The 19932-nt window shown below is 62.8% G+C and carries 11 protein-coding genes and 1 pseudogene; 1 reads left to right on the top strand and 11 read right to left on the bottom strand.

Annotated features, from left to right (window positions below; genetic code table 11):
• The first annotated feature begins 244 nt into the window (after window positions 1-244).
• Window positions 245-1678 (top strand): MFS transporter, encoded by a 1434-nt coding sequence (locus ABEG21_RS20600; RefSeq protein ID WP_347557282.1) that lies wholly within the window; start codon window positions 245-247, stop codon window positions 1676-1678.
• 54 nt (window positions 1679-1732) lie between these two features.
• On the opposite strand, the pseudogene ABEG21_RS20595 reads toward ABEG21_RS20600, so the two are convergent.
• The 11 genes and pseudogenes from ABEG21_RS20595 to bcsA form a co-directional block, all read right to left on the bottom strand.
• A pseudogene (locus ABEG21_RS20595) lies at window positions 1733-2385 on the bottom strand (proline racemase family protein).
• A 33-nt stretch (window positions 2386-2418) separates the two neighbouring features.
• On the bottom strand, window positions 2419-4080 hold the full coding sequence (locus tag ABEG21_RS20590) for a glycoside hydrolase family 44 protein (RefSeq protein ID WP_347557281.1): 1662 nt from the start codon (window positions 4078-4080) through the stop codon (window positions 2419-2421).
• Window positions 4058-5233 (bottom strand): cell division protein FtsQ, encoded by a 1176-nt coding sequence (locus ABEG21_RS20585; protein WP_347557280.1) that lies wholly within the window; start codon window positions 5231-5233, stop codon window positions 4058-4060. The genes ABEG21_RS20590 and ABEG21_RS20585 overlap by 23 nt, the downstream gene beginning before the upstream one ends.
• Window positions 5234-5239: 6 nt before the next feature.
• Window positions 5240-6649: an MBOAT family O-acyltransferase gene (locus ABEG21_RS20580; protein ID WP_347557279.1), complete on the bottom strand. Its 1410-nt coding sequence runs from the start codon at window positions 6647-6649 to the stop codon at window positions 5240-5242.
• Between the two features lie 34 nt (window positions 6650-6683).
• Window positions 6684-7379: an alginate O-acetyltransferase AlgF gene (locus ABEG21_RS20575; RefSeq protein WP_347557278.1), complete on the bottom strand. Its 696-nt coding sequence runs from the start codon at window positions 7377-7379 to the stop codon at window positions 6684-6686.
• Window positions 7376-8044, bottom strand: a complete 669-nt coding sequence (locus ABEG21_RS20570; RefSeq protein ID WP_347557277.1) for an SGNH/GDSL hydrolase family protein — start codon at window positions 8042-8044, stop codon at window positions 7376-7378. Before ABEG21_RS20570 ends, ABEG21_RS20575 begins: the two co-directional genes overlap by 4 nt.
• Window positions 8045-8080: 36 nt before the next feature.
• Window positions 8081-8734, bottom strand: coding sequence for an SGNH/GDSL hydrolase family protein (locus ABEG21_RS20565; protein WP_347557276.1), 654 nt, complete (start codon window positions 8732-8734; stop codon window positions 8081-8083).
• Between the two features lie 66 nt (window positions 8735-8800).
• Entirely contained in the window at window positions 8801-12835 is a 4035-nt protein-coding gene (locus tag ABEG21_RS20560; protein WP_347557275.1) for a cellulose synthase subunit BcsC-related outer membrane protein, read from the bottom strand.
• A 16-nt stretch (window positions 12836-12851) separates the two neighbouring features.
• On the bottom strand, window positions 12852-15302 hold the full coding sequence (gene bcsB / locus ABEG21_RS20555) for a cellulose biosynthesis cyclic di-GMP-binding regulatory protein BcsB (protein WP_347557274.1): 2451 nt from the start codon (window positions 15300-15302) through the stop codon (window positions 12852-12854).
• Window positions 15295-17628, bottom strand: coding sequence for a cellulose biosynthesis cyclic di-GMP-binding regulatory protein BcsB (locus tag ABEG21_RS20550; protein ID WP_347557273.1), 2334 nt, complete (start codon window positions 17626-17628; stop codon window positions 15295-15297). The genes bcsB and ABEG21_RS20550 overlap by 8 nt, the downstream gene beginning before the upstream one ends.
• Complete coding sequence (gene bcsA / locus ABEG21_RS20545; RefSeq protein ID WP_347557272.1) at window positions 17625-19880, bottom strand: UDP-forming cellulose synthase catalytic subunit; 2256 nt, start codon at window positions 19878-19880, stop codon at window positions 17625-17627. The genes ABEG21_RS20550 and bcsA overlap by 4 nt, the downstream gene beginning before the upstream one ends.
• Window positions 19881-19932 lie beyond the last annotated feature (52 nt).

Genomic DNA, 19932 nt, shown 5'->3' with positions numbered 1-19932 from the left:
CTGTCTCCTCGATATGGCAAGGTCATGCGGGGTAAACACCGAGCCGATTCTGCTTTCAACTTATGTGGAATACTATTCCACAAAATCCGAAGCTATGTCAATATCAAGCTGGTATCAACCCCGTATCAACCTCGGGGGCGTCGCGCGAGCGAAATTCTGAAACACGATGCTGCAGAAGAGATAAAGTAATAAAAAAGCGGCCGACCAGAGCCGCTTTGGAACGGCGCAATCATCAGGAGACAGCATGCCGAACGATATTAGACACGCCCCGGACGAGGGCGCAGGCCGGGACGCACACAGCCGAAAACAAACAAAGCGCGCGACGGCCAGCGGATGGATCGGCTCGGCGCTCGAGTACTACGACTTTTTCATTTACGCGCAGGCCGCGGCGCTCGTTTTTCCGCAGCTATTCTTCCCGTCCAGCGATCCGAAAGCCGCCATCGTCGCATCGCTCGCCACCTATGGCGTCGGCTACGTCGCCCGGCCGATCGGCGGCTTCTTCCTCGGCCATTGGGGCGACCGGTATGGCCGGAAGAATGTGCTGCTGATCTGCATGCTCATCATGGGTATCTCCACGATGGCGGTCGGCATACTGCCGACCTATCACCAGGTCGGTGTCTTGGCGCCGATCCTGCTGGTGATCGTGCGATTGGCGCAGGGCTTTGCCGTGGCCGGCGAGATATCCGGCGCGAGTTCGATGATTCTCGAACACGCCCCCTTCGGACGCCGTGGCTATTATTCGAGCTTTACGCTGCAAGGCGTGCAAGCCGGACAACTGCTTGCCGCGGCCGTGTTTCTGCCGCTGGCCTACTTCATGGACGACGCGTCATTCAACGCCTGGGGATGGCGGATTCCGTTCTTGCTGTCGGCAGCCGTGCTGATCGCCGGCTACTTCATTCGAAAGGAAGTGGATGAAACGCCGGCGTTCGCCAAGCAAATCGCGACGAATCAGTTGACGAAATCGCCCATCAAAGAAGCATTCAAGCACAGCTGGGCCGATATGCTGCGCGTGGTGGTCATGGCGCTGATGAACGTCATTCCCGTCGTGGCGACGATCTTTGGCGCAGCGTATGCGGTGCAGACCTCTTACGGCATCGGCTTCCACAAGAGCGTCTATCTGTGGATTCCGGTCATCGGCAACATCGTCGCCGTGCTACTGATTCCCTACGTCGGCAATCTGTCCGATCGCATTGGCCGACGTCTGCCGATGGCAGTCGGGTCCGTGGCGGCCGGCGTCCTGTCGATCGGCTATCTGTACGCGATCAGTATCCACAGCGTGCCGCTCGCCTTTTTAATGTCCGTCTTGATGTGGGGCATCGTGTATCAAGGCTATAACGCCATCTTCCCGAGTTTCTTTCCGGAATTGTTTCCCACGCGCGCACGCGTGTCGGCGATGGCAATCGGTCAGAACATCGGCACTTTGATCAGCGCGTTGTTGCCGGCGCTGTTCGCCTCCGTCGCGCCACCGGGATCGAACAATATTCCGCTGACAGTCGGCGGCATCACGCTTGGGATCACCATTCTCTCGGCAATCGCGTGTTGGAGCGCGCGCGAAACCTATCGTATTCCCATGGACCATTTGGGCGAGCGCGATGCGGAGCCGATCGAGAAAGGCGTCTACGACCGCGAGCGGGATCGCACGGTAGCGGAAAACAAGCTCGAGAAAGCCGGCGTCTGACGATGCGATCGCGATTCACCACCTCGCGATCGCGCAACGTCGCCAGCGTTCCGATCAACGCACGAGGAAGCCATAGGCCAAAGGATCGCGCTCGTCGATGATCCATTGCGCAAAGCCGCAGATAAACGCGCTGCCCTCGACTTCCGGAATCACCGCCGGGATGTCGTTGACGCGCGTTTCGCGCAGCGCCCTGCCCTTGAAAGCCGTTCCGACGATCGATTCGTTGACGATCGTTTCGCCGAGTGCGATTTCACCACGCTGATAGAGCTGCGCGACGCGACCGCCTGTTCCCGAGCCTGTGGGTGAACGATCCACTTCACGAACGCCTCGATAAAGCCGCACGGCGCATCGATACCCACCCGCGTCTCCGGCACCGTCCTCTGCACCCATCCGAGTTCGACGGCGGCCGTCGCCAATGCGATCACGCCGTGACCGCAATGATCGCTATAGCCTTCGTTGTGCAAGAAAATCACGCCGAAGTCGGCTTCGTTCGGCACCGGCTCCGTCAGATATCCCCCATACATATCGGCGTGCCCGCGGGGTTCGAACATCAGGGCCCGACGTATCTCGTCGGCATGTTCCTTGAGCCAGGCCCGACGCTGAACGATGGTTTTTCCCGGGAGACGCGGCAAGCCGCTGGTGACGATACGAAACGGCTCGCCGCCGGTATGCACTTCGACCGTGCTGATGGTTCTGCTGGCTTTCATATTGAGAGAGTCCTTACCGTAATGCGCGCCTTTTCATCGCTGAGCCGCACCACGCAGTACGAACAGCGTCACACTCTGCGCCGGAAGGGTGTGTTGAATTTGCGCATTCGCCGCGCCGATGTCGTCGAGACGCGAAATCGCATTGTCCGCCAGTTGCCAAACCTCCACGCGGCCTTTGATGGCGAAGTGGCTGATCGGGATCAAGGCTTCCGCCGGCTGGTCGCGTTGCTTGTTGATGACCACGATGGTCATGACTCGGTCGCGATCGCGCAAGGCCGCGAACGAGGACACCTGATCCGGATCGTGCTGAATGTCGGCAATGCTGGTCGTCCCGAAACCCGAGCCGTAACCATCGTAGTTCCGAAACAATTTAAATGCCTTGTAGACAGGCATATCCGGCGTCATCGTGCCCCAGCGCGTAGCGATGTCCAATCCCTCGCGGCCGAAAATTCCCAGCACATCCGCCTGGGCGGTCGCGCCGTTCATCGTCGTATCGCCGCCCCAGTTGTATTCGGTCAGCGCGATCGGTGTACCGGGGTAGTAATACGTATCGACCCATTGGCGCATCAGCGGTATCAGTGCCACCACGCTGTTGATCCACGAAGGATCCTTGTAGCTCGTATCCCACAAAACACGGGTCGAGCGATTGCGGCTCAATTCGATCGCCGGCGTATCGGCGTTTTTGGGATCCTTGTCTTCTTTGAATTCGCCGCCTTGCGGGTAGAAATGCAAGCTGAACACATCGATGGGATGGCCCGCCTGCTTCCACTGACGTAACAGCCAGGGAACGTAGTCCATGCCTGCCATCTCGTCGTCGCGGTCGGGCAAGTGCGCTAAACCATGCGCGGCACCGTATTGCTGGTCATAGCCGCTTAGGTGATAACCGGCCCACCCCCACTCCTCCGGCGCCACGATGCGGGCGGACGGATCCACGGCCTTCACCGCACGGGCGTAGGCAATGACCTTGTTCGCGATCTCGCTCGCGCGGGCCCCTTCCGGATGGACATCCCGATGGTTGGTTTGCCACAGGCTTGGCTCGTTATCCATCAGGTAGTAGCGGACCCCACCGGCGCCCGCCGTACCGAATTGGCGCACCAGATCCCTGACGCGCGCTTGCGCGTTTTCCGGGGAATCCGGCACCGAGGCATCGTCCGGGTCGTTCTGGATCGCCGTGCCGTCCGCCGCGATCCCGTCGCCCGCATCCGCGAGGCCCTGCGTGTCGGCCTCTTTCTGCTTGCCGTATTTCGAGACGGAAAAACTGACCAGCGGGTTGCCGTCCTTATCCAGCTTCGCCACGCGACCCAACATCGGAATGGTCAGCATCGAGAGGGCTTTGCCGTCTCGGCTCGTTTCGACGAAGCGGCTGTTGTATTGATAGCGGTCGTCCGACGCGATCGGCACGCTTTCGAAAAACCAATCGCGCCCCGTGTTGCGCGCTTCGATCCGCCAGTTATACGTCGAGGCGCTGTTGCCGCCCGAGCGATTGATCGGCGCACGTAAATCGCGGAGCGTGTCCGCCGTCGCGAAATTCAATCCGTAGATCAAGGGACTGATCGGATGGCGATTGCTTGCCGCATCGATCGTGATGATCACCGGCAGCGGTGCCGCCCACGCCGGCGCGGCGCCTGGCAAAATGGCCGCGCCGGTCAACAGCGCCAATACGAAACAACGGTCAAGGCGAAGGGGTCTGGGCATTCGGAGTCCGTGTATCGGGGGCGCCGCGGTGCGGCACGACAACGGCATCCTCCGCTTCGAGCGGTGACTGAAGATCCCGTTCGTCCAATTCCCACACTACCAGTTTTGGCGGCGTCTGCGCAAATGCCGGGCTGGCGAAATACGTATGCGCGGCACCGCCGAACTTCGCGCCTTCATGGGCGAAATTGCCGATGCCGGTCCCGAGTGCCAAGGCCATCTGCGGCACGAAGTCGGAGGTGGTCGAATACGACGTACCGATTACCGCGACATCGGGCAAGTCGGTATCGCCGAACAGATCGTCGGCGGACGCAGCCGCCTGCGCTTCATGAATGTACTGACGACTCGCCACGATCTCGGGCGTCGGCTGCCACGACGGCGGCAACTCCTCCAGCCCCGCCAGTCGAACAAGATCGCCCGGGCGACGTGCCGGCGGCGCATCGACGACACGATAACCGGGCTTGCTCGCGCCCAACGTCACATCCATCGTGCGAATGCGCCGCGCCACCGCCTGCGCGGCCGCGCCCGCGCCGTCCTGTGTCCAATGCGTGTCGGTGCGGAAAAACGCATCGCCCGGCACGCCACGCAAGGCAGCGCTCAGATCCAGCACCGGCACGCCCGCCGAATTCAGTTGTCGGGTCCAGTCGCCGAGACGTGGCGCCAGCGACGCCGGCCGATCGAGGCCGCATAGATGTTGCGGCTCGATACGCGATTTGTCCGGCACGACCGCGACGAGCAAGGCGATGCCCCTCGCCTCCAATGCCTCGCGGACGGCGACGACCGTGGCCGCACGCGTCGCCAGATGCCGATCGGCGTCGGCATAGACATTCAACTCATCGCGCAGGAACAGCCAGCCCGGACAGCCTTGCCGTACGCGTGGCCCCAGATCGCGGATCGTCAGCCAGCCCAGCGCACGCTGCGTGCGCGCGGCAAAGAGGCCGACTGGCGTATCGGCCATTCGTCCCGCGAGTTCTTTCGAGACGGTGCCATCGAGCACGCTCGCGCGCGTGACGCGCTGCGGCAGCAAGGATCCGGTCGTCGATGCAAACCAGATATTGCTGATCAGTCCGACAAACAGCAAACCCATCAGGATCACGGCGACGACCTTGCCGGGACGCGTGGCGGGCAGTTGCGGCAGCGGCTGGGGATCGGCCATGGCGTATCAGAACTGAAAATAGAGGAAAGGCACGGCACCACGGGCGACGATCAGGCCGAAGGACAGCAGGAACCCCGCCAGCGGCCAGATGGCCTGCCACAGGCGACCAAAGCGCGTCTCGGGTAAGCGGCCCCATTTGGCTTGCCACAAGGGCAGCAGCACGCAGACGATGCCCAAGCCCGCCGCCAGCGCGTGCGCCGGCCGCAACTGCACCCGCAGGGCATCGCTCAAGCCGATGCCGTTCAAACCGAACTGTCCGCGATACATCGCCATGGCCGCATCGAAGCCCACCGCGCGAAACAGCGTCCAGGCCAGCATGACGAAAAGCAAGGTCAGGATATGCGACAGCCAGGACGGCATCGTCGGCAGCGTCGAGTTGCGCCAGAGCCGTGCGAGCGCCAATGCCACGCCATGCGCGAAACCCCAGATCAGGAAGTTCCAACTATCGCCGCCATGCCAGAGGCCGGCGATCGACATCGTCAGCAGCAGATTCCGACACGCCATCCATTCGCCCTGGCGACTGCCACCTAGCGGAATGTAGAGGTAATCGCGAATCCAACTCGACAGCGACAGATGCCAGCGCCGCCAAAAATCCTGAATGCTGCTGGCCAGATAAGGATGATTGAAGTTTTCCGGGAAACGAAAACCCAGCATCTGGCCTAGACCGATGGCCATCGCGCTGTATCCGGCAAAGTCGAAAAACAACTGCAAGGTGTAGAAGCCACAGCCGAGCCAGGCATCGGCCATCGACGGCGTATGCATCGAAAAGATCGCATCGACGAGCGGCGATAGCGTGTCGGCCACCAGCACCTTCATGCTCATGCCGATCATCAGCCGACGTGCGCCGGCGCTGAATCCATCCCAGTCGACCGTGCGCGAGACCAGTTCACGCTTGACCCAGGCATAGCGGATGATCGGCCCGGCGATCAAGTGCACGAACATGCCCTGGTAGGCACCGTATCGAATGATGCTACGGTCGGCCGGTACCGTGCCGCGTTGCACGTCGATCAGATAAGAGATCGATTGCAGCACGATAAAGGACAGTCCGATCGGCAGCGTGACGTGGTGCCAGGGAATCGATCGGGCATGCCCCAGCGCCAACGCGCTGTCGATGCTCGCAACGACGATATTGGCGTACTTGTACCAGCACAGCAGCAGGACGTTCACGGCGATAAAGAACGCCAGCCAGGCGCCGCGCGCGCGGCTGCTGGCGGCCCGCTCGATCACGATGCCGCCGAACCAGCCCCAGGCCGTCAGCGCGATGAACAACAACAGGAACACTGGGCTCCACCAGCCGTAGAAGCCCCAACTGCAAAATAGCAGCACGCCATTGCGCCAGCGCGCGGGCGACGCGACATATATCGCGAGGAAGGCCGGCAGAAACAGCGTCAGGAATTCCAGGGACGCGAAAACCATGCAGCGTTCTCAATCGAAAGGGGCGAAAACGCGCTTAATGGGCGACCGCGTCGTTGGCGAAAAACACGCGCGAATGCGCGCCGGACGGCACCAGGAACACCGTGTAGCGCTGCCCGGCCTGGAGCGCGCCCAAGCTGAGGGGCTGCCCGGACGGCTGGCCGCCGCACGTCAGTTGCACCGACAGCGACACCGGGTTCACCTGACGGCGCTTGCTCTGTCCCTCCGTCACGCCGTCGAGCAGCACGATATCGCGCCCCGCCACTTTCAGCGTGGCCGCGGTGCAGCGCGCGTCCAGGTTGTACAGCGCCACCGAGGCTTTCAACGCGTTGAAGTCGTCCGGACTTTCATGAACCGTCACGACATGCAGACCGGCGCCGCTTTTTGCACCGTCGAGGGCGACGATGCTGACGAACTCACCGGGCTTCACGGTCGCCGAGACGTCCTGATGCGCGCTACCGCTCGTCAGCGTGCCGGTGATCGGCTTGCCCGCGGCGATCGGCAGGAAATGGCTGGCCGGGTTGGCGGCGTCAAGCGTCAAACGCGCCTTCGAACCGGAAGCCGTCACGTCCACCGTCTGCGAGGCGCCAGAGACGAAGCGGACGAAGGACGAATCTTCGGCCGGGCCGGTGGGATACAGCGGAATATCCGCTGCAACGGCCGGGAAGGCGGCAAGACCCAGGCTCGACAGAGCAAGGCAGGACAGCAGCACACGAGGAAAGCGTAGTGTCATTTCTTTTTCAGAGCAGTAACGGTGGGCGCCTGATTCATGGCCTTGACGATGTCCTTGCCCCAGGAAATGTAGCCGAGCGTGGTGTAGTGCTCGCCGTCCAGCGTCTGCCACTGTCCCGGCTTTGCAAAGGCCGTCGAATCGATATACGAGCACGGCGCGACATTGTTCCCGAGGAAAGCGGAAAGCTCACGCACCCGCGCGTCGGTCTTCGCAAACTGCCCGGCATTATTGCCCCAGCCCGGACCCACCCAGACGCAGGCCGTGTGCGTATCCGAGATCGCCTTCGTCAGGCTCGTGACTTCCTGCCAGGCCCAAGTCTTCGGGAACACCGGCTTGTCATAGGAACCCATCGTGTCGCCTTCGATGACAACGACCAGATCCGGCTTATCGGTCTTGATCAGGTCTGTGATCGGCGTCGTATGCGCTTCTTTCCCGAGCACCGTCGGCGGCTTGTTGTCGACCTGATCCGCGCCACAGTCCACTTGCGTGCTCTTGAGCCAGCGCGCCGGGCTCGCGCCACAGGCGCCGATCACATGCACGTGCGCGGCCCCTTCGGCCTGCAACGCTTTGATCAACGGTTCGCGAAGGTGATCGTTCAGTGTCAGATGGCTTTCGCCGATAACCAGAATGGAAAGTCCCAAAAGGGCGGATGCTGCAGCGGGCACGACACACTCCTGATCCGGTATGGCCGGAAATCGAATTTATTTGCTTTGAACGACCGGCAGCTTGACCAGTGCCTTCATGATATCGCCGCCCCAGTATTTGTAACCGGTGGTCGTCAAATGTTGACCATCGACGGTCGCCCATTCGCCGGGCTTGGAGAACGTCAGCGAGTCGATATAGCTACACGGCGCGACATTGGCGGACAGAAAGGACGACAGCAGCTTCACGCGCCCGAAGGATTTCTGGTACTTGCCGCCCTCGGTGCCCCACACCGGCCCGACCCACACACACTTGGTCTTGCTCGCCGCCAGGCTTTGTGTCAACGCCGTCACTTGCTGCCAGGCCCAGGTTTTCGGGAAATCGTCCTTGCCATAGCCGCCGATCGTATCGCCTTCGACGATGATGACCAGGTTGGCCTTGTTCGCCGCGATCAACTGATCGACCGGTTGCGTCTTTGCGGCATGATTGATGACGATCGGCGCCTTGCCGTTGCGCTCGGCGCCGCCACACGTACCGGCCACGGACTTCACCCAATCGCCCGGCGTGCTGCCGCAGACGCTGTAAGTGTGTACCTGTGCGCCGGCGGCGATCAGTTGGTCCTGCAAGGTGTCGATGAGATAGCCGGGCTCGCTCAAGTGGCTATCGCCAATCATCACGATGCTAAGACCCGCAAGTACAGCTGAAGCAAGCATGGAACATCCACTCCTGAAAATACGAACAGCGTGCGATCCGCTGCAACGCCGATCGCCTGCTGCTCCTTACTGATCGTTGTAGTGCGACTGATACGGAATCAGCGGCAGGGCCATCGCCTTCGTCTGCGGCGTGAAGTTGTAGCGCACGTAGATGCCCGCCACCCACTGCTTATAGCTCGACGAATTGTTGGCACCCACGCTGGCACCGCCGGTCAGTCGATGCGTAAAGCGATATTCCGCCGACGCCAACAGATTGTAGTTGAAGCCGCTCGAAGACTGCCCCGCATGAACCGCGCCGTCGGTGAGGCCGATTGCCGCCGCGGCCGCGACAGCCGATGCTTGCAAGGCCGCGTTCGTCGGGAAGTACGGCGCGCTATCCTGACGGAAGGACTGAATGCCGGCCGAACCTTGCAGCTTGTAAGTCCAACGGTCCGAACGCTGCGCCCACGTCACCGGAATGCTGAAGGCGTAGTAGCTTTGCGGACTGAAGTAGCCCCCGTTGCCGAACGTGAAGTTGTTCTCGTTATGATCGTAGAACATCCCGCTGACATTCATCCCGGCCGTCAGCATGCTATCGGCCGTCCGATGGAAGTACCAGTACGCACCGGCGCCGGCTTCGGCCCCGGTATTGCTCCGGACGTTATGCCCGTCGAGGTATTTCACCGAGCCATAACCATAGACGCCATAGTCCTGAACATCCAGGCCGATCGCGCCGTGCAAGGCCGACGACGTTACACCGCCCCAGGTCTCGCCGGTACGCGTATCGTGCGAGCCGGCGAAAGACGTGATGCTCTCGGTCACCGCCCGACGTGACAGTCCGACGTTGTACCAGGTGCCCGCAGCCGGATCGATCGCCGCACGATACGTCGCGCCGCCGATGACGTTGTTGTAGCGGAAACCGATCGGCGTCGTGCCGAGATCGGCCACCCAGTTTCGCGCCTCATAGCCGAAGCCGATTCCGACGCCATAGGCCGTCTGCGCACTCGGCGCGCGCACGGTGCCCGCCTGCTGCGCTTGCGTGGCGGCAGGACCGCCGCCGAACTGGCTGGCGCTGTAGATGTCGGTGCCGAGCGTCGAGCCGCTCAGCTCCACCGGCGTCACACGCACTGACAACTTGCCGTTACCCAACGGCACCAGCCCTTCCAGCGGCTCTTGCACATTGGTCAACTTGCTCGTGCCCGGGGAGCCATTGTTCGATTCCACGAATACGCCGGCACGAATTTCCGGCGAACGATCCGACTGCAGATCGTTCAGATCGCGACGCATGCTGGCCAGCGATGTGCCATCGTCCGGCGTGGCGTTGGCCGCATCGGCGTCGGTCGCGATGGGCGCGCCGATCGGCGTACCCGCCACCGAGGGCAAAGCGATCGGACGCGTCGTCGACCAAGAACGACCCGACGACGACGCCGCCGCCGAGGCGGGCGTCGGCGCGTCGCCGCGATCGGCGATCGCGAAGCCGTCGTCGGTCGTCGTCTGCCCGGCGAATGCCGTATCCGGCGCCCCACCGGCGGGGGCAACGCGGCGGTAGGCACGGCGCGAATGCGTGAACGGATTGCCCGCGACGTGGTTGTCGGCAAGCGCCTCCGGCGAGCCGGCAGGCGGGACGCCCAGACGCTTTTCCTTGATGGCGATCGCGGATTCGAGGAGGGTCTGCCCTTCCTTGAATTTGCCCTGCATCACGTAGACGCGCGCCGCGCCCGCGAGCACGTCCGGATCGTTCGGGGCCTTTGCAATGGCGGCTTTCACCGCATCGTCCGCCACGCCGTTCTTTCCAGCCTGTACCGCCGCCATCGCCACCCCGAGTTGCAGACCCGGATTGTCCGGGTCACTCGCGAGCGCTTTTTGATACAGCGACAGCGCCTTGTCGTATTGACCGTCCGCCGCATACATCCGCGCCAGCGCTGCATTGGCGAGGCTGTCGTTCGGACGCGCGGCGAGGATCGGCGCCAAGGTGTCGTACGCGTCGGCCAGATCGCCTTGCTGGCGTTGCTGATCGGCCAGACGCACCGAGTACAGATAATTGATGTCGTCGAGGCGTTGCCGCTGGTCGGCGGTCAACGTTTCACTGCGCAAGATGCGGATCGCGTCGGCGGCCTGCACATTCTGGCCGGCCTTCAGCATCAGGCTGGCGTAGGCCAGTTGCACATCGGGGCCGCTGTCCTTGAGGCCGCTGGGCATCAGTCCCCTCATCAAACGCATGGCGCGCGGCAAGTCGCCAGCGTCGACATACGCTTCGGCCAGCGCGCTGACGCGTGCCGGATCCTTGCCGGCCGCCGGTTCGAGGCGCGCCAGCATATTGCGCGCATCCTCCTGATTGCCATCGCGCGCGGTCTGATCGGCGCGTGCGACGACGGCCTGGAAATCGATCAGCTGCGCCGTGGCGACCATGTTCGGCGTGCGCGATCCCGCCGGGATGCGCCCCATCGTATCCTGCGCCCGGCTCCAATCGCCCATCTGCATAGCCAGCAATGCGCTGGCATAAAGGGCGTCCGGGTTGTCGGGATTCGAGGCAAGCAAGCCATCGACGAGCTGTCGCGCTTCGTCCGAATGGCCCTGCTGCAACTTGAAGCGGGCGAGTCCGAGGCGCAGCCAGGGATTGTTGGGATCGGCCCGCTGCGCGTCTTCCAGAATCTTCTGCGCACCCGCCATGTCGCCACGCTGTTGCGCGGCATCCGCACGCGCCGTGGCCACCGCGGCACGCAGCCGATCGAGGCCGCCGATACCCGCTTGCTGGGCGGGCGTCATGCTGTCCACCCACTTCTGCGCCTCGTCCGCGCGTCCGGTCTGCGCCAGGATATCGATCAAGCCGCTGACGGCTTCGCGATTATTTGGATCCGTCGCCAGCACCCCACGGAACACCGTCTCCGCCTGCTTCAGATTGCCTTGCGCCGCATACAGGCGGCCCGATGCATTGCGTCCACCCGGCTCGTTCGGATCGAGTTTCAACGCCTCGTCCAGTTCGCGCCGTGCCGTCGCATAGTCGCCGAGGTTCTGCGCCCCTTCCGCCTGGTTCACCAACAGCCAGTAACGGGCCGAGTTCAACGGCTTCGCCCAGTTCGCGCCCGCGCCCGGACGTGCCGCCGCACGCGACAGCAGGTCCTGCGCCTGCGCCAGATCGCCCTGCTGCATGCGCACCAGCCCCAAGCCGCCGAGCGCGTCGGCATTATTGGGTTTATCACGCAGGACATCGGAGAAAGACTGCTCGGCCACGGTGATATCGCCTGCCTTGAACGCGGCGAAGCCACGGGTCAGGCGCGGATCCATCACCGGCACCGGCGGTCCGTTGCCGGTACTCGCCCGCGGCGAGAGCATCTGATGACGAATCTCCTCGTCATCGGGATGCAGCTTCAGATAGTCCTCGAACCACGCCCGGTTCTGCGGTGTTGGCGGCACCCACGTCAACACCGAGCGCCACGCTTCGGTTGCCGCCCCGCCGATGTCCTGGCGGCTCGACAACTTTTCCAGCAAGGCCACACCGGCCGCCCGATCCTTCTCGTCACGCACCATGTGCTGGGCCATCGGCAACAGCACATACGGATCGTTCGGCATCTCGCCGTTCAAGCGCTCAAGCCCTTGAATCGCTTTATCCGTGCCGCCGTTCGTATAACCGAGGTAGGTGTAATACTCGCGCGCGATCACGCCCTGCGGCGTTTTCCCGCCGAGGGCCTGGTCGTACACGCCGATGGCGGCAGCCAGCGCCTTCAGATCGTTCTGGTTGACGGCGTCCTGTGCCTGTTGCCGCGCCTTTGCAAGGAGGGACTTGCCGGGATCGACCGCAAGACGCAGATCCTGCTCCAGCAGCGGCACGAAGCGGCTGTTCGGCGCGACCGCCCGCAGCTTGCTCAAATAGCCCTGGGCAACCGGAAATTGCTTTTTACCGACCGCGATCACGCCCAGACCATACAGGCCTTCGGGCTGATTCGGTTCGGCGACCAGCAGTTTCGACCACGACTGTGCAGCCAGATCGGGCTTGTCGTGGGCCTGCCAATAGCGACCCTGCTCCAGCAATATCGCGGAGGTCGCCTCCTGCGCCCACACCGGATGGCTGACCGATCCGACCAATAATCCCATTATCCAGGCCTGACGTCGGCTGACTTGCATGCGCTTTCTCTAATTATTATGGTTGCTGCCGCTGCTCGGCCCGCAGGCGAGCACGCGATTCGGCATCGCGGCGCGCCTGCCGGCGACGCAGCGCCGAGAACAGCAGGAACGCGATCAGTAACAGAACGACGATGCCAAGTGCCTTCAACAGCGAGGCAAGCGACACGCCAAACGAAGCCAGCCACCAATCGATGCTGCGCCACAGGCCGAGATGGCCGATGTAGTAGGTATGCGCGCCGACCAGTGAATCCACTTCCGTGCCGCGGATCGACACCAGGCTGCCCTGAATCGGCTGCTTGTCCAGCGTCGGCGTCTCCAGCAAGGCCGCTACTGCGTCCTTCAAGCCTTCGGGCTGGTTACTGACCATCATGACGACGCTGCGACCGGCTTCCTTCGGCGACTCGAAGCCCGCGAGTACGGCGCTCACACCCTGCCCCGTATAGGCAACCGACAGCTTGCTCGGCGTGTTATCGAGACGCGGATTGGAATGGAACCAGCCCAGCACGCGACCCGGCACATCGGACACCGAGAATTGCGCATTGCTGTCGTAGGTCGCCGGCATATACTGCGCCCAGTCCTTCAGCCAGGCCTGATCGGCCCCCGAGGCGATGACCAGCAGGTCCTTGCCTGCCGGCAGCGACGCCGGCGTTTGGCCACGGACCACGGACACGCCACGCGTCGGGTAACCGGTCGAATTGCCCATCCGGCCCATGACGGTGAGGTAGGTGCTGTACTCCTGCGTGCCGGCATTGGCACCCAGCACCACATCGGTATCGGACAGGTCGGCCATCCGCGTGAAGGGGAAGCCCGCCTGCGCGAACGCGGCCAGATTCGGCATCGCCATGTAGTGCGGATAGCCGGTCAGATCGATCGTCGATGCCGGATCGATGGCCCCCCGCACGTTGTCGATGATGATGTCGCGGCACTCGCCCTGCTTGATGTAGTCGTACATGTAGCGGAACTGCAACTGGGAGTTCGGCTGCAGCAACGTTTCCAGCGGCACGTCCAGCCGCGCCTCGCGCGGCAGGCTGCTATCGGGCAAGACATCGGCCTTCAGCTTGTCCCCGCCCTCGATCTGTTCAAGCGGCAACAGCGGAACCGACTTCACGAATTGGTCACTGACACTGAACAGCAGCGACGAGTTGACCATGTAAGGCTGCGGCGTATAGCGATAATGCAGATCGATCGGCACTTTGTCCGCATGCCAACCGAACAAATCGGGCGGCACATGCGTATCGATACGGATCACGTCCGGGCTATAGCCGGAGACGGTCATCTGCTGCGCCTCGACCAGTTCGCCGAAGGAAACCGGCCGATCGGTGCGCAACCAGCGCGGTGCGTCGTCCGGCTTGCGCGGTGCCAGGTCGGCGACCTTCGTGATCAAGGCGCTCGCGCCGGCCAGCGTCTGGCTGCCAGTGACCAAGGCATCGGCGGCCTGCTTCAATTCCTTGCCGTCACGCCCCATGACCAGCAGCAGCTTGCCATTCGGATCGTTCGGGTTCGCGACGATCGCCAGCGTCGGACCTTGCAATGGCGAGGGCGCCAGCGTCGCTTGCGCGCTGCCCTCGACGATCACGATCGCATTGCCTTTCGCCGGCACCGTCGAGATCGCGACCGGGAAGTCGGCACCGCGATACGTCGCCAGCGCGCCAAGCCAGGACGAAACCGATCCGGCGGCCTCCAGCGCGGCGCCATCGGGATTACTCGCGAAAACGAAAGGCAGATTCAGTCGATGGATATCGTGCGCATCGAAGAACGGCTCCGGCAGGCGGGCCAGATCGTTGGCCTGCGTCAGCGGTTGCGTGTCGATGCTCAGCGTGCTGAGGTTGCTCAGATTCGCCCATAAACTCGAATGCAGCGGATCCTCGCACTGCATCGTGTAATGGCCGATCAACTGCAGACGCAGTTTGCTGTTCGATGTGAACAGATACGGCGGCAGCGTGATCGTCTTCTCCAGGCTCATGCCCGCCGTGTCTTTCGGCACCGGAATGGACGCCGCGACCTGGTCGTTGATCAGGACGTTGATATGCGACAGGTCCGGCAGCAAGGCTGGCGAATAGGCGTAGCGCAGGTTCAGACGCGCGCCGCTGACCACCTGATCGTCGCGGATACCGACGGGCACGGTATTGCTGCCGTCCACGCCGCGCAGATTCAGCGCATATTGCGCGCCCAATTGCTGTAACGAATAGGTCGTCGTGGTCGTCGGCCCCGTCGACGCGTTGCTGACCGGTGCGGCCGCAGCCACCGTCGGTGCGCTCGGCGCGGCTTTCGGTTCCACGTGATTTGCGGCGGCGGGCTTGGCGCTGGCGTGTTTCGTGACTTCATGCGCATGCTTGTGCGCCGGCGCAGCCTGCACCGTCGACGCGGCACCGAGCACACACGCTAGCAGCAGCGCCGAGCGGATCGGGTTTACGTTCAGGCAAGGCGCAAGGCGTGCCCGGGAGATGTCAGGCCGTCTTTTAAACATGAGAACCTCGTCGTCCTTCTTCTTGTTGCGGTGCCTGGGAAACGTCCAGGGCCAGTCGATTCAACGCACGGCGGTGCAGGAAAACGCCGCCGAGCCATCCAATAAGCACGATACTGATAAGGGTGGCCACGAGCAGCAGCAAGATATGACTCGCGAAGAACCATTCGAGCGCGAGCGTGATCGGCAACGATCCGACGAAATACGTCTGGCCCTTGTTCAGCGTTGTCAGCACGCCGTCGTGGGCGATCACGAGGCTGCCGCCCGCGGTGTCGTTCGGGCTCTTGTTGGCAAGGTAGCGATGCGCTTGCAATACCCCGACGACCGCGTCGAGGCCGGCAGGCGTCTTGCTCGATACCACCACCACGCTATGCCCGCTCGACAACGGCGATTCGAGACCGGCCACGATACCGTCGTGATCGCCGCCGCTATAGAGCGCGGCCGTATCGCTCACGCTCAAGGCATCTTCATCGTCACCGGTCAGGCGATCCCACCACCGCGAAACCGACGCCTGCGTGCCCGATGCGGGACCGAAGAAGCCCGCCGGCATGTCTTTACGCCAGGTCTCCAGCAGCGGTTGCTTGTCGCCGGAGGCCAGCACCAGCAGGTCCTTGTTCCGTACCGAATCGACCTGCGACGGCGCGGCGACGGTCAGGCCGAGCGCCGGATAGCCCGAGGCCTGACCCATACTACCCATCAGCGTCAGGTAGGCCGAATAATCGTCGCTTGTCGACCGTTCCGGCAGGATCACCGCCGTCGTCGACAGGTCCGCCATGCGCGTGAACGGAAAGCCGGCATCACCGAACGCGCGTAGATCCGGCATTGCCGCGTAACGCGGCAGCGCCGAGATATCGATCGTCGATGTCGGATCGATGGCGCTCAGCAACGGACCGCCCGCCTCGTCTTCCCAGTTGTGCTTCGGATGGACGTACTCGTAGCGGTAATCGAACTGCAGCGTCGTCAACGGCGGCATCAAATAGCTGGGGATGCGGATCGACGTCTGCCCCTCCGAGGTATCGCCAGGCAGTTGCACCGTCCCGATCGGCGTATTGCCGATCAACACGCGCAACTGCGATTGCGTCGATTCCGGACGCGCCGTGTAGCGGTAATGCAGATTCAACGTCGCGCCGTTATTGTCGAAACCGAACAATCCCGGCGGCAGGCGCAATCCGATATTGATCGTGCCGGGCTTCGCGCCTGCCACGGTCAATTGCCGCGACGGAAGCAGCTCGCCCAATTGCACCGGACGATCGGACGGCAGCCAGTTCGGGGCGTCGTACGGCTTGCGTGGGGCAACGGGAATCGGTTGGTCGATCTGCACCAACGGTCCGGACAAGGTCTGAGAAGCCATCACCAGTGCCGTCGCGGCCAGACGCATTTCGGCTGCGTTACGCCCGGTCACGAGCAACAGTCGGCCCGCGGCGTCGTTCGGATTGGCGACGATCGCCAGCGTCGGCCCGGCAATATTCGGCATCGTCAGGCCTGGCACTTCGCCTGGCAACGCCACGACGACTGCATGGCCGTGCGCCGGAATCGTGCCGAGCGCGGCACTGAAATGCGCACCGCGATAGCCGGCCTGCGCACCTAACCAGGACGTCACGACGCCGGCCGACGCTAACCGGTCGGCGTCCGGCGCCTGCGGCAGCACGACCGGCAGATCGACACGACGTACATCGCGGTTATCGACGAAAGGCTCCGGCAACTGCGACAGATCGCTGACGCCGGCGATCGGCATCACCGTCATCTCCAATCGGCTACTGGCGCCCGCCTTCAGCCACAGGTCGTCACTATGCGGATTATTCCCTTGGTCGCTGGCCTTGCTATGCGCGATCAGCTCGAGGTCCAGATGATTGAATTCGGACAGCAGCGAGACAGGCAAGTCGACCGTCACATGCGTGACGCCTTGCGCCTGCGGTTGTGGCAGACGGATCGTCGCCGCCACGACGCTATTGAGCAGGATATTGAGATGCGACAGTTCGGGCAGCAACGTGGGCGAGTAGTTGATGTCCAATGCGAGCCGGGCACCCAGCACGCGTTCGTCGCGGCGTAATCCGAAGTCCATGCCGGAATACGCTTCCTCGCCCACCAAGGTCATGATCTGCCCCGCATCCTGGCGTAGCAGCGGAATGCGGTAGGAATAGGTATCGGCCGAGACGCCGGCACTCGGGCCCGCCTGCGCCGGGGTTTTTGCGGCAATCGCCGTCGAGGCCGACACAGACGGCGGTGCGGCGAATGCGGTGCTTGCCCCGAGCAAGGCCACGGAACAGAGCAACGCGCCCGCGGGGCGGCTTGTCAAAGCGCGCAAGGACGACAGATAAGCGGCTCTCACGATTGCTTCGTTCCCAACTTGCTATCCGACACCACCGTGGTGGGACTATGCGGCTCACGTCCAAGTCGGACGAGATGCCGGAACAGCTCCGCGAAGCCGTGCACGCTGACGCCCAACACCTCGATCAGGCTGCGCAGCGGACGGTCGGGGCGATATTGTCCCCATGACGAAATCCAGCTGTCGGCGCGCGAGAACGTGACGCGCATCAGATCGCGCTCCTGATCGATCGTCAGCGTCGGGAAACTGACGCCTAGCGTTTGACCGCGGCACACCTGCACTTCCGCCGGGAATTTCGCCTCGTAGTCATCGCGGAACACCGAGACCATGATGCGATCTCCCACCTCCAGAACCGGGCCGTCGTCCGGCAGCACCAAGCCAAGGCCGCCGTGCGAATAATCGCTGGTATGACATTCGACGCGCTGTCCATCGGCCAGGCGCACCGTTGCCGGAAGCGCGATCTGCACGCGTGGCGCATTACGCAGCTGCCGGGACTCACTCGCCACCCCTGCCGCCGCGCTCAGATTCATGACGTTGTAGATGACCCAGCCCAGGTTGAACAAGATACTCATCGCCTCCGGCCAGCCCGGGCTACGGACCAAACCGATGGCACCGACGATGAATCCGGCAAGGTTGATCAACAACAGTCCGATATACGGCCGCGCCATGGTCCAATCGAGGAAGGAGCGCCGAATCACGCCGCCCTTCGACGTCACGTTGAAACCTTTCCGGCCCGGGAACAGCACGGCTTGCAGCGCGGGCACGATCACGTACCAGGCCAGCACCGTTTCATAGACCTCGCTCCAGAACGAATGTCGGAAGCGGCCGTGAATCCGCGCCGCGCCGATACTCGAGATCACCAGATGCGGTATCGCGTAAGCCAGCACCATCAGCGCCGACGCATGGAACACGTGCGCGCCGAAGAACAGATAGGCCATCGGCGTGATGAGAAACACGATCCGCGGCAGGCCGAAGAAAAAGTGCATCATCGCGCTCAGATAGCAGAAGCGCTGCGGCAAACTCAGGCCGCCGATCAACAAAGGATTGAAACGACGGAAAATTTCCGCCATGCCGCGTGCCCAGCGTATGCGCTGACCCACGTGACGCCCCAGGTTCTCGGTGGCCAGACCGGCTGCCTGCGGAATCGCAAGATAGGCGGTGCTATAGCCCCGCATGCTCATCTTCATCGCCGTCAGCGCATCTTCCGTCACGCTTTCCGTCGCCACGCCGCCCACGTCTTCCAGCGCCGAGCGCCGCAGCACCGCGCAGGAGCCGCAGAAAAAGGTCGCATTCCACAAGTCGTTGCCGTTCTGCAAAACGCCATAGAACAAGTCGCCTTCGTTCGGCACCTTGCGGAAGGTTTCGAGATTGCGCTCGAACGGATCGGGCGAATAGAACACGTGCGGGGTCTGCACCATCGCCATCTTCGGATCGCGCAGGAACCAGCCCATGCACACTTGCAGGAACGAACGCGTCGTGACGTGGTCGCAGTCGAACACCGCGACGAATTCGCCATTGGTCCGCGCCAAGGCCGCGTTCAGATTGCCTGCTTTCGCATGCTTGTTGTCGGGCCGGGTCAGATAATCGACGCCCGCCTCTTCACAGAAGACCCGGAACGCATCGCGACGGCCGTCGTCGAGCAGATAGATCCGCAGCTTGTCTGCCGGCCAGTCGAGCAACGTTGCCGCGAGCACGGCCTGGCGCACGACATCGAGCGGCTCGTTGAATGTGGGAATAAGGACATCGACGGTCGGCCAAGTCGAGGTGTCGGCCGGCAACGGCACCGGGCGACGGTGCAGCGGCCACAGCGTTTGGAAATAGCTGCACAACAACATCAGTACCGCATACCCTTCGGCCAGCAACAGCAAACCACCAAACACCATATCGAGCACGCTGGTGAACTGCAGCGTCTGTGTGACGCGCCAAAACAAATAGCGTAACGACACGAAGACCGACAACGACACCAGGGAGACGGTAAGAATACGGCCACGAATGCGGCTGAGGATAAAGGCCACGCCCATACAGAGGATGCCGAACACCCACTGCGTCGCCAAAGCGAGATTGACGGTCAGCGCGAAAATAAACAGCAGCACGGCTGCCAGCGCGACGAGGCGGCGCCCCCAGCGCGGCGCCAGAATCGACGACCCGGCTTCGAGGAAGCGATCGTCCCAATCGCCGGCGTCGTCGCTCTGGCCTGCACCGATTGATTGTCTTTTTTGATCCGGTTGCATCTGCTTCTGTCCGACCTGTGCCATAAAAAATATCCCCTACCGGGCCCTTCCCAAAAACGATCAGCGGCACCAGCAC

This window comes from Robbsia sp. KACC 23696, assembly GCF_039852015.1.
GTDB lineage: Bacteria > Pseudomonadota > Gammaproteobacteria > Burkholderiales > Burkholderiaceae > Robbsia.
The sequence above is the reverse complement of the archived record's forward strand: the minus strand, read 5'-3'. Positions and strand labels throughout refer to the sequence as shown.

Excerpts from the sequence above, each read along its gene's own strand:
- ABEG21_RS20600 (WP_347557282.1), top strand. The coding sequence starts at position 245 with ATGCCGAACGATATTAGACACGCCCCGGACGAGGGCGCAGGCCGGGAC.
- ABEG21_RS20590 (WP_347557281.1), bottom strand. The coding sequence starts at position 4,080 with ATGCCCAGACCCCTTCGCCTTGACCGTTGTTTCGTATTGGCGCTGTTG.
- ABEG21_RS20585 (WP_347557280.1), bottom strand. The coding sequence starts at position 5,233 with ATGGCCGATCCCCAGCCGCTGCCGCAACTGCCCGCCACGCGTCCCGGC.
- ABEG21_RS20580 (WP_347557279.1), bottom strand. The coding sequence starts at position 6,649 with ATGGTTTTCGCGTCCCTGGAATTCCTGACGCTGTTTCTGCCGGCCTTC.
- ABEG21_RS20575 (WP_347557278.1), bottom strand. The coding sequence starts at position 7,379 with ATGACACTACGCTTTCCTCGTGTGCTGCTGTCCTGCCTTGCTCTGTCG.
- ABEG21_RS20565 (WP_347557276.1), bottom strand. The coding sequence starts at position 8,734 with ATGCTTGCTTCAGCTGTACTTGCGGGTCTTAGCATCGTGATGATTGGC.
- ABEG21_RS20560 (WP_347557275.1), bottom strand. The coding sequence starts at position 12,835 with ATGCAAGTCAGCCGACGTCAGGCCTGGATAATGGGATTATTGGTCGGA.
- bcsB (WP_347557274.1), bottom strand. The coding sequence starts at position 15,302 with ATGTTTAAAAGACGGCCTGACATCTCCCGGGCACGCCTTGCGCCTTGC.
- bcsA (WP_347557272.1), bottom strand. The coding sequence starts at position 19,880 with ATGGCACAGGTCGGACAGAAGCAGATGCAACCGGATCAAAAAAGACAA.